This window comes from Micromonospora sp. H61 (assembly GCF_018070325.1).
Classification (GTDB): domain Bacteria; phylum Actinomycetota; class Actinomycetes; order Mycobacteriales; family Micromonosporaceae; genus Micromonospora; species Micromonospora salmantinae.
Genome location: NZ_JAGPXY010000048.1, coordinates 39534 through 48857, shown reverse-complemented (window position 1 = coordinate 48857; position 9324 = coordinate 39534). Strand labels below are relative to the sequence as shown.

Annotated in this window: 13 protein-coding genes and 1 pseudogene; 5 read left to right on the top strand and 9 right to left on the bottom strand. The window is 71.7% G+C overall.

The genetic code is table 11. From position 1 onward, the window contains the following. Together KBX08_RS22260 and KBX08_RS22255 are read right to left on the bottom strand one after the other, a co-directional pair. Positions 1-648: pseudogene (locus KBX08_RS22260) on the bottom strand (competence protein ComEC); the annotation flags it as partial. Next, complete coding sequence (locus tag KBX08_RS22255; protein WP_210785351.1) at positions 645-1472, bottom strand: ComEA family DNA-binding protein; 828 nt, start codon at positions 1470-1472, stop codon at positions 645-647. The pseudogene KBX08_RS22260 and the gene KBX08_RS22255, both read right to left, overlap by 4 nt. 17 nt (positions 1473-1489) lie before the next feature. Here KBX08_RS22255 and KBX08_RS22250 point away from each other — a divergent pair, with 17 nt between their 5' ends. Together KBX08_RS22250 and KBX08_RS22245 are read left to right on the top strand one after the other, a co-directional pair. Continuing rightward, the gene (locus KBX08_RS22250) at positions 1490-1720 is read left to right on the top strand and encodes a hypothetical protein (protein ID WP_210785350.1); all 231 of its coding nucleotides are present in this window, start codon (positions 1490-1492) and stop codon (positions 1718-1720) included. Between the two features lie 77 nt (positions 1721-1797). Then, positions 1798-2121 (top strand): hypothetical protein, encoded by a 324-nt coding sequence (locus KBX08_RS22245; RefSeq protein WP_238690189.1) that lies wholly within the window; start codon positions 1798-1800, stop codon positions 2119-2121. 82 nt (positions 2122-2203) lie between these two features. On the opposite strand, the gene KBX08_RS22240 is transcribed toward KBX08_RS22245, so the two are convergent. Beyond that, a complete protein-coding gene (locus KBX08_RS22240) occupies positions 2204-2578 on the bottom strand; it encodes a VOC family protein (protein WP_210785349.1) in 375 nt (124 codons plus the stop codon). 227 nt (positions 2579-2805) lie between these two features. Next, on the bottom strand, positions 2806-3009 hold the full coding sequence (locus KBX08_RS22235) for a hypothetical protein (RefSeq protein WP_210785348.1): 204 nt from the start codon (positions 3007-3009) through the stop codon (positions 2806-2808). A gap of 250 nt (positions 3010-3259) precedes the next feature. Here KBX08_RS22235 and KBX08_RS22230 point away from each other — a divergent pair, with 250 nt between their 5' ends. Beyond that, entirely contained in the window at positions 3260-3481 is a 222-nt protein-coding gene (locus KBX08_RS22230) for a GntR family transcriptional regulator (RefSeq protein WP_091409860.1), read from the top strand. Between the two features lie 20 nt (positions 3482-3501). Here the strand turns inward: KBX08_RS22230 and KBX08_RS22225 are convergent, their stop codons facing one another. The 5 genes from KBX08_RS22225 to nadD all read right to left on the bottom strand — a co-directional run bounded on the left by KBX08_RS22225 (position 3502) and on the right by nadD (position 6952). Further along, the gene (locus KBX08_RS22225; protein WP_210785347.1) at positions 3502-4275 is read right to left on the bottom strand and encodes an SDR family NAD(P)-dependent oxidoreductase; all 774 of its coding nucleotides are present in this window, start codon (positions 4273-4275) and stop codon (positions 3502-3504) included. Positions 4276-4278: 3 nt separating this feature from the next. Further along, complete coding sequence (locus KBX08_RS22220) at positions 4279-5133, bottom strand: DegV family protein (RefSeq protein WP_210785346.1); 855 nt, start codon at positions 5131-5133, stop codon at positions 4279-4281. 48 nt (positions 5134-5181) lie between these two features. After that, positions 5182-5841 (bottom strand): histidine phosphatase family protein, encoded by a 660-nt coding sequence (locus KBX08_RS22215; protein WP_210785345.1) that lies wholly within the window; start codon positions 5839-5841, stop codon positions 5182-5184. Further along, complete coding sequence (rsfS, locus tag KBX08_RS22210; protein ID WP_210785344.1) at positions 5838-6245, bottom strand: ribosome silencing factor; 408 nt, start codon at positions 6243-6245, stop codon at positions 5838-5840. Before rsfS ends, KBX08_RS22215 begins: the two co-directional genes overlap by 4 nt. A gap of 110 nt (positions 6246-6355) precedes the next feature. Next, on the bottom strand, positions 6356-6952 hold the full coding sequence (nadD, locus tag KBX08_RS22205; RefSeq protein ID WP_030336528.1) for a nicotinate-nucleotide adenylyltransferase: 597 nt from the start codon (positions 6950-6952) through the stop codon (positions 6356-6358). A 158-nt stretch (positions 6953-7110) separates the two neighbouring features. Between nadD and KBX08_RS22200 the strand changes: the two genes are divergently transcribed. Together KBX08_RS22200 and KBX08_RS22195 are read left to right on the top strand one after the other, a co-directional pair. Then, positions 7111-7854: a PadR family transcriptional regulator gene (locus KBX08_RS22200; protein ID WP_238690193.1), complete on the top strand. Its 744-nt coding sequence runs from the start codon at positions 7111-7113 to the stop codon at positions 7852-7854. 187 nt (positions 7855-8041) lie between these two features. Next, a complete protein-coding gene (locus KBX08_RS22195; RefSeq protein WP_210785343.1) occupies positions 8042-9247 on the top strand; it encodes an NAD(P)/FAD-dependent oxidoreductase in 1206 nt (401 codons plus the stop codon). The last annotated feature ends 77 nt before the right edge of the window (positions 9248-9324 follow it).

The following is a 9324-nucleotide window of genomic DNA, read 5'->3' as shown; positions in this document are numbered from 1 at the left end:
CTGCGCCCAGGACGGCGCACCGTGCCGATCCGGTGGGCCGTTGGTGCTGAGCACCGCCGCGGTGAGGTCGCCACCGCGCGGTACGCCGAGCCGGCCGTCGGCGGTGAGGCGCTGCCCGGGCAACAGGCCCCGCCACGCCGGGTCGGTCGCCAGGACCAGTAGCCGCACCGACGCGTGGATCCGCCGACCATCCGGGCCGGTGAGCCGGACCAGCTCGGTCGAGACCAGCAACATGCCTGGCCGCCCGGCACTGCGGATCGGGCGCGGATCGTCCCGGACGACCAGGTCGGCGGTGACCGGAGCGCGTTGCTCGGCGAGGACACGGATCGGCGGCGCGTCGCGAACGGCGAGCTGGGCGGCGGTGCCCGCACCACCGCAGACCACACCGAGGCCGACCGCCACGGCGACCCACCCGTAGCGTCGCAGCACGGCTCGGGGACGGCCGAGGCGGCCGAGCAGGTGTACGGCACCAATCGCCGTCAGCCCGGCCGCCGTGCCGGCCACCAGCAGCGTGGCGCGGCTGCCGAGGTGCAGGCCGGCGAGCGCCGTGAGCCAGGCCGCCACGGCGAGCCCGGCCAGTCGCAGATCCGGCGGCCCGAGCTGAGCCCCGCCGGCCGGTGGGTCAGCGGGTACGGAGAACCCGCTCACACCGTCACCAGGTCCTTGAGCTGCTCGTAGCGGGCATCGCCGATCCCGTCGACCTGGCGTAGGTCGCCAACGGATTTGAACCCGCCGTGCTGATCCCGGTGGGCGAGGATCCGTTGGGCGAGCACCGGCCCCACCCCGGGCAGCGCGTCGAGCTGCGCCAGCGTCGCGGTGTTGAGGTTCAGCGGCCCGGCGACGGGAGCCGCACCACCTGCCGCAGGCCCGGCCGCACCGCCCGGCACCGGCGGTGGCGTCACCCCGACCACGATCAGCTCGCCGTCGAGGCCCTGGCGGGCGGGGTTGAGCAGCGCCACGTCGACCCCCGGGAGGGCGCCGCCGGCCGCCTGCACCGCGTCGGCGAGACGGGACCCGGCCGGCAGGCGTACCAAACCGGGTTTTCGGACCTTGCCCGCGACCGCCACCACCAACTCGCCGGAGCTGGACACACTCGGGTCACCGGCCGGCGCGGCCGACGCGGCCTCGCTGGCCAGTGGGACGACCGGCTCCGACTGCGGCCGGGCCTGCCAGGCCCAACCTGCCGCGCCCACGACCACCACCACGGCGACCACCGCCAACGCCCGCACGCCCCGCCGCCCAGGGTCGAACGCCGACGGGCCGGGCAACCGCGACTCGGGCGGGACCGCAAGGCCCGCCGACGACGGTTCCGCGGCGGGCTGGGAGGACAGCACGTCCGCCGGCAGCGCGCCGACCAGGGACGACTGGGGTACGCCCGCGAGCGGCACCTCCGGCCGGGGCAGCGGTGCGACAGCCGCCTCGGTCAGCCGGCGCAGGCGCTGGCGTACCTCTGTCTCCTCGTCGTGCGACACACCGCGACGCTATGGCGGTGGCCGGAACGGCGGAGCGGGACGACGCCGTCCTGTGGACAACCAACGCCACTGTGGACAACGCCCTGATCATGCCCCGACCTGCTATGGCCGCAGACGGCGGCTACGCCGTTTCAGTCAGACATCGCCGCTGCGTGACTCGCCGCCCGGCCCAGAAGCGGAGGGTCGATCTCGTGCTGATCTTGACCGACGTTCGATGGGCACTCGGCAACCGGCACCAGATCGCCTGAGAATATTCACTCACCGCGCCACGATCGCAGGCGGCCGGAGCGACCGGTCACCGTTCGAGCAGTCCAGGAGCATCGCCGTGAGCAGTGATTTCGTGTTCTGGAAGGCTGGCGTGGGCGACCCCGGCGAGATCTATGACGGCTTGGCCGACGGGGCGACAGACCCTCTCGAACCGCACCCCGACGTCACCCGCTTCCGGGGCGAGCTGTTGTCACGCTGGCCCGATCTGGTGGACGTCCTCGAACCGACCGAATACGACCTTGTCGACGCGCCCGACGATGCGGCGAAGTACGTGCTGCTCACCCTCCCGGTAGGGATGCTCGGCCAGCTCGATGCCATCTACGCGCTGGCTCGGCAGCACGGTCTACGCGGCTACAGCGGGGTGGCCGACGAGGCGTTCTAAGGGTCCGGCCGTTGGGCGGGTGGTGCCGGCCCGATGCCCGCCGGGGCCGACACCGTTCTCGACGAACGACGGACGCCGCCTGCTACAGGTACGGCCGGGTGATGATTTCGATCGCGTGGCCGGACGGGTCGAAGAAGTAGAAGCCCTGGCCACCGTGCTCGGTGTTGGTCTCCCCCTCCCGCTTCAACTGCGGGTCGGCCCAGTACGTGATGCCACGTCCCTCGACGAACGCCAGGCAGCGCACGAACAACTCGTCGTCGACGAGGAACGCGTAGTGCTGCATCTGGATGTCCACCGGCGGCTCGGCGAACTGGAGCAGCACACCCTCGTCCAGTTGGACGTTGGCGAACGGCCCCCACGATGGCGCCTCTGGCAGCTCGAACAGCTCCCGGTAGAACGCGGCCGAGGCGCTCTTGTCCTTGCTGGCGATGATGGTGTGGTTGAACGTGACTGTCATCCGTACCGTCTTCTTCCCGGTCGATCCGAAGACCCGACCGGAGGCCCACAGCGTTCACCCAGCCACACAGATGACGAAGCCCCGAGGGCACCGACGCCCCGGATCCCGCACGAGAGACGCGTACATCGCATCGATCTCGGCGTGGTGGCTGAAGTAGCCAGAACCTCCGGGGGTAGGCCCATCTGGGGCGCGCACGGAGGCTAACACAGCGGCGCGGAGCAGATCAGTCACCGTTTCTGGAGCATGACCGAGGCGACTTCTGCCATGAGCGCCAGCGCCCAGTCGAGTTGTCGGCAGTCGCTGTGCCCTCGGCACTCCAGGCAACCGCCCGCCTGCCACGGCCGGTCGAGCGCCCGGGTCCAGTGGGCATCCAGCACCCGCTTGGCCATGAACAGTTCGGTCGCCGTGGACACCGGTTCATCGATTGGCATGTTCGACGCCTCCGCGCGATCGGAAGTAGCCCGCCCTGGGGGCCGAAACCTTGCGATGAACTCCCTCAGGGCGGGCAGACCGGATACCTCAGGAGTGCTGAAGTCCAGGAGCACCCGGCCACTGTCTCACTGTATCCACTGTCTCAGTGTAGTCAAGTTCTCACTATCTCCACTTTGCTGCGTTGCCGCCTTGTCTCGATCACGCCCGGGCTGGAAACATGATCTCCGCTGAAGTCCGGGAGAGCCGCTCATGCCGACGAGACCACCGCACTACCGCCGCGTGGCGGATGACATTGAGCAAAAGATTCGCTCAGGTGAATACTCGCCTGGCCAACAACTGCCATCGGTGTCCGAGATCGGCGAGCTGTACAACGTGGCACGCTCCACGGCCTATCGAGCCGTCAAGGAGCTGCACGAGCGAAACCTGATCTACGGTCAGCAGGGGCAGGGCGTGTTCGTCGCCGACAGCTAGAAGCCGAGCGATCTAGGCGGTCAGCGGGTCTCTGGGTCGAGGCCGAGTACGGCCCGTCCGCCGTCCACCGGCAGCGTCACCCCGTTGACGAAGCTCGCTGCGGGCGACAGCAGGTACGCGACCGCCTCGGCCACCTCCTCGGCCCGCCCGATGCGACCCACCGGGTGCAGCCGGGTCAGCTCGGCGTCGATCCACTGGGCCTGGGTGGGCTCCTGCGTGGCGAGGAATTCGGTGTGCCGCTCGGTGGCGATCGAGCCGAGCGCTACCGCGTTGGCGCGGATGCCGTGCCGCCCGTACTCGACAGCCAGCGCCCGGGTCAGCCCCTCCACGGCGGCCTTAGCCGTCGCGTACGGCAGGGCACCGGACACCGGCCGGCGGGCCTGGTGCGACGAGACGTTGACGATCGCGCCGCCGGCGGCGCGGGCCAGAAAGCGGCGGACGGCGACCGCGGCGCCCACCACGGCCGGGCGCAGGTTCAACCCGATCAGGTCCAGCACCGTGTCGGCCGACGCGGTGTGCAGCGTGGCATCGCGGAAGACCGCTGCGTTGTTCACCCAGCCGGTCAGCGGCGCGGCGCGGTCCGCCAGCTCGGCGGCGCGCTCGGCCACCTGCTCGTCGGCGGCGTCGCCGATCACCGCGACGAGCCGATCGGCTGCCGGATGGTCGGCCAACCAGTCGACCGCGTCGGCGTCGCGTTCCAGTACGACGATGGTGGCGCCGGTCGCCAGCAGCCGTTCCACCACGGCCCGGCCGACACCGCGACCGCCTCCGGTCACCACGCACGACGTGGGCACGGCTCAGCCCTCCGGTCGGCGGTGGACGACCACGCAGGCCAGGCCAGGCCCGGCGTGCGCGGCGACGACGGCGCCCGCCTCGGAGACGTACGTGTCGTGCAGCCGGTCACCGAACCGCTCGGTGAGCGCAGCCCGCAACGCCTCGGCCCGTTGCGGCGCGGCCAGGTGGTGCACTCCGAGATCCACGTCGTCGCCGTCGGCCGCCTCGACGGCCAGGTCCACGAGACGGGCCACTCCCCGGCTGGCGGTGCGCACCTTCTCCCGCAGCACTATCGCCCCGTCCGGCATGTGCATGATCGGCTTGACGGACAGCGCGGTGCCGACCAACGCCTCGGCCGCGTTGATCCGGCCGCCCCGGCGAAGGAACTCCAGCGTGTCGACGTAGAACCAGACTGTGGTGCGGGCGGTGGCGGCCAGCGCCGCGTCGCGTACAGCGGCAAGGTCGGCGCCGGCCTCGGCGGCGGTGGCGGCGGCGATGGCCGGAAAGCCCAGCCCCATGCCCGCCGAGCGGCTGTCCACGACCTCGACCCGGCCGTCGAGGTCGGCGGCGGCGAGCCGGGCGGCCTCCACCGTGCCGGACAGCGCGGCGGAGATGTGCACCGAGACGATCCCGTCGGCGCCGGCGTCGAGCAGTCGGCGGTACGTCCGGGCGAACTGCTCGGGTGCCGGGCGGGAGGTGGTCGCGGTGACCCGGCGGGCGCTCAGCGCCAGTGTGGCGTCGGCCGGCTGGGTCTCCACCCCCTCCAGCCCTTCCGCGCCGTTGAGCACGACGGTCAACGGCACGACGGTCAGCCGGTGCGCCTGCACCAGCTCGGGCGGAAGGTAGGCGGTGGAGTCGATGACAACCGCGACGGGCATGCCCGGCACGCTAGCCGATCGAGGCCGCGAACGCCGAGGCGCGAGTGCTCAGACCGCGTCGACGGCGACCGGGGCGGTGATCAGGCCGACGTTGTGCGCCCGCAACTGCCAGCCGCTGACGTCCTGCGGACGCCCGATGGCCGGCGCACGGTCGTCGTGCCGTAGCTCACTCCAGTGGCAGTTGGCCAACGAGCCGACGGAGCGCAGCACCCGGGTGTCCCAGCCGAGCAGATGACCCATGCCCTGCCGGGACCCGCCACCGTGGGTGGCGACCACCACCGTGCCGCCGGCTGCCGCCTCGGCAGCCTCCCGCAGTGCGGCGCCGACCCGCTCGCCGAGGTCGTGCAGGGGTTCCAGATCCGCGCCCGGGTCGGGGTCGCCGGCCCGCCAGCGCGCGTACTCCTCGGGGAAGCGCTCGGCGACCTCGGTGAGGTGCAGACCCTGCCACTGGCCGAAGTGCCGCTCGCGCAGCCGGGCGTCGGTGCGTACCGGCAGACCCGTCAGCGCGGCGAGCGCGGCGGCGGTGTCGGCGGCGCGGCTCAGGTCGCTGGCCACGATGGCGTCGGGCCGCAGCCCCGCGAGCAGCGGGGCGGCGGCGCGGGCCTGGTCGCGGCCAAGCTCGTTGAGGGGTACGTCGGTCTGCCCCTGGACGCGGTTGGCGGCGTTCCAGTCGGTGTTGCCGTGCCGCCAGACGATCAGCCGGGTCATTCGGCGGCGGCGGACCCGCTGGCGTCGGCCTCGACCAGGTCGCGATCGACGAACGGGATGGTGGGGCAGTCCTTCCAGAGACGGTCGAGCCCGTAGAACTCGCGCTCCTCGGTGTGCTGGACGTGCACCACGATGTCGACGTAGTCGAGCAGCACCCAGCGGCCACCACGCTCGCCCTCGCGCCGCACCGGCTTCGCCTTGTCCGGCAGCTCCAGCAGGCTCTCCTCGATGGCGTCGACGATGGCCAGCACCTGACGCTCGTTGGGGGCAGCGGCGAGCACGAACGCGTCGGTGATGGCGAGCTGGTCGCCGACGTCGATGATCGTGATGTCCTGCGCCTTCTTGTCGGCGGCGGCCTGGGCGGCCGCGATAGCCAGCTCGTGAGCGCGTTCGGAAATCGTCACCGTTCTCCTTCGATCAAGCGTGCGATCCTCCAAGCGTCTCATACCCGCCGGCACCCCGATCGTCCAGTTCTGGTCGGTTAGCGCCACGAACCTGGGCATAACGGGTGCGCTCAGCGCTGATAGAGGCTCCGCTTGGCGATGTACTGCACCACACCGTCGGGCACCAGGTACCAGACCGGCTCGCCTCGGGCGACCCGAGCGCGACAGTCGGTCGACGAGATGGACATCGCGGGCACCTGGATCAGGCTGACGGTGTCCGCCGGGAGGTGCTTGTCACTCAGCGGGAAACCGGGGCGGGTCACGCCGATGAAATGCGCCAACTCGAAGATCTCGTCCAGGTCCTTCCAGGAAAGGATGCGTTGCAGGGCGTCCGCACCGGTGATGAAGAACAACTGCACCTTCGGGCCGTACTCGGCCTGCAGGTCACGCAGCGTGTCGACCGTGTAGGTCGGCCCACTACGGTCGATGTCCACCCGGCTGACCTGGAAGCGAGGGTTGGAGGCGGTGGCGATCACTGTCATCAGGTACCGGTCCTCGGCCGGGCTGACCGGCTCGTCGGCCTTCTGCCACGGCTGGCCGGTGGGCACGAAGACCACCTCGTCCAGGCCGAACCGGTCCGCCACCTCGCTGGCCGCGACGAGGTGCCCGTGGTGGATCGGGTCGAAGGTGCCACCCATGATCCCGATCCGCCGGATATCTTCCTCCACCCGATGATCGTAGGCCGAGCGCCGTGGCCGACCGTCCCGGCCCGGCACCGCCGTACGTCACCCCACTCCGGCCCACGGTCCAGCGCGCGGGGTCGTCGCATTCTCGCCGTCGGCGTATATTCGTCGACGAGTAACCGTCGACGAGCGAGGGGGTCATCGTGCCGAAGCGGCGCAAGGTCGGCAACCTGCTGGCGCTGGCCGTGCTGTCCGCACTCGTCCAGCGGCCGATGCACCCGTACGAGATCGCCACCGCACTGCGGGCCTGGGGCAAGGACCAGGACATGGAGTTCAAGTGGGGCTCCTTCTACACGGTGATCGGCAACCTGGACAAACACCACCTGATCGAGGCGGTGGAGAGCGTGCGCGAGGGCCGACGCCCGGAACGCACCGTCTACCGGATCACCGACGCGGGGCGGGCGGAGCTGGTCGACTGGGCCCGCGAGCTGGTCTCCACCCCGATGGCGGAGCATCCCCGTTTCCGGGCCGGGTTGTCAGTGCTCGCCGCGCTGCATCCCGACGAGGCCACCGGCCTGCTGCGGCAACGACTCGACCTGCTGGAGGCCGCGATCCGCCAGGACCGCGAAACCCTCGACGCGCACCTGCGGGAGATCCCGCGGCTGTTCCTGGTGGAGTCGGAGTACGACCTCGCCATGCGGGACGCGGAGGCGGACTGGCTGCGGGCACTGCTCGCGGAGTTGACCTCGGGGAGCTACCCCGGGTTGAGCACCTGGCGGGCCTTCCACGAGACCGGCGAGATGCCGGCCGAACTGACCGAGTTGGCCGAGGGAACGCACACCCCGAGGTTCAACCCCGACACCCCAACCACCCACACCCCGGAGGCCAGCCCCGACAGCACCGAACGCCCCGACAGCAGCAGCCGGAGAGCCGACAGCACCGGCTGAAGAGCGGCCCCGGCGAGGTGCGCCAACACCTCACCGGGGCCCTGACCCCGAACCGACGCCTGGGAAGGCACCCGGCCCGAAGCGGCAATCACGAGGATAACCGGGCTCCCTCCCAGGTCCGCGCGCCCGCGCACCGACCACGACAGGTCCGCGCGCCGCGCACCACCGACCACACCAGGGAGAGAGCATGACCACGGTACGAACCGCGATCGTCGTCGGCGGTGGCATCGCCGGGCCGGTGACAGCGCTCGCGCTGCGCCGCGCCGGCATCACCGCAACCGTCTACGAGGCGTACCCGACCACGGCCAGCGGCATCGGCGGCACCCTCGCCCTCGCGCCCAACGGCGTGGCGGCTCTGCGTACGGTCGGCGCGCACGAGGCGGTGACGGCGATCGCCACACCGATCGACCGCAGCGCTCTGGCCGTCGGCCGCCGCCGCCTCGACATGCCCACGCTGACCGGGGTGCCGCCGCTGCACGTGGTGCACCGGGCCGAGCTGTACCAGGTGCTGCACGACCAGGCATTCGCCGAGGGCGTGCCGTTCGCGTACGGCAAGCGGCTGGTCGACGCCGAGCAGACCGGCGACGGCGTGACCGCACGCTTCGAGGACGGCAGTACCGCGACCGCCGACATCCTCGTCGGCGCGGACGGGATCCGTTCCACGGTCCGGGATCTGATCGACCCGGCCGCGCCCGGACCCCGGTTCACCGGGCTGCTCGGCTTCGAAGCCGTCGCCCGGCACGAGGTGGACGCCGAGTCGGGCACCATGACGTTCGCGTTCGGCCGACGCGGCTACTACCTGTACTGGCCCGAGCCCGGCGGCGGCACCCGGTGGGGGGCCAACCTGCCGCAGCAGCGGCCGATGAGCCTCGTCGAGGCCCGGGCGGTACCGGCGGAGCAGTGGCTGGACACGCTGCGCGCCACCTACGGCGACGACGACCCGGGCCGGGAGTTGGTCGGCACCAGCAACGCCGACGACCTCCAGGTGGTCGGATCGTTGCAGATCATGCCGCCCGTGCCGCACTGGCATCGGGGCCGGATGGTGCTGGTCGGCGACGCGGCGCACGCACCGTCGAACAGTTCGGGGCAGGGCGCGTCGCTGGCCATCGAGAGCGCGGTACAACTCGCCCGCTGCCTGCGCGACCTGCCGGACGTCCAGGCGGCGTTCGCCGCGTACGTGCGGCTGCGTCGTAGCCGGGTGGAGAAGGTCGCGGCCCGCGCGGCCCGGATCAACCACGCGAAGGCCCCCGGTGCGGTCGCGCGGACGTTGATGCCGTTGCTGATGCCGCTGATGGTGCGCACGGTGCTGGACCCGGAGAAGACCGTCGCCGACGAGCAGCGCTACGTCATCGACTGGGACGCGCCGGTCACCGCGGAGCCCGCCCTGCGCTGAGCGGTGGCTGCGGGGTGGCCGGCCAGCCACCCCGCAGCAGCCCGCCGGCAGCGCCCAGCCCGCGCCGGGCCAGTCGC

What these genes read in the sequence shown, in the direction of transcription:
- KBX08_RS22240 (WP_210785349.1), bottom strand. Translation starts at nt 2,578, where the DNA reads ATGACAGTCACGTTCAACCACACCATCATCGCCAGCAAGGACAAGAGC.
- KBX08_RS22230 (WP_091409860.1), top strand. Translation starts at nt 3,260, where the DNA reads ATGCCGACGAGACCACCGCACTACCGCCGCGTGGCGGATGACATTGAG.
- KBX08_RS22235 (WP_210785348.1), bottom strand. Translation starts at nt 3,009, where the DNA reads ATGCCAATCGATGAACCGGTGTCCACGGCGACCGAACTGTTCATGGCC.
- KBX08_RS22220 (WP_210785346.1), bottom strand. Translation starts at nt 5,133, where the DNA reads ATGCCCGTCGCGGTTGTCATCGACTCCACCGCCTACCTTCCGCCCGAG.
- KBX08_RS22195 (WP_210785343.1), top strand. Translation starts at nt 8,042, where the DNA reads ATGACCACGGTACGAACCGCGATCGTCGTCGGCGGTGGCATCGCCGGG.
- KBX08_RS22215 (WP_210785345.1), bottom strand. Translation starts at nt 5,841, where the DNA reads ATGACCCGGCTGATCGTCTGGCGGCACGGCAACACCGACTGGAACGCC.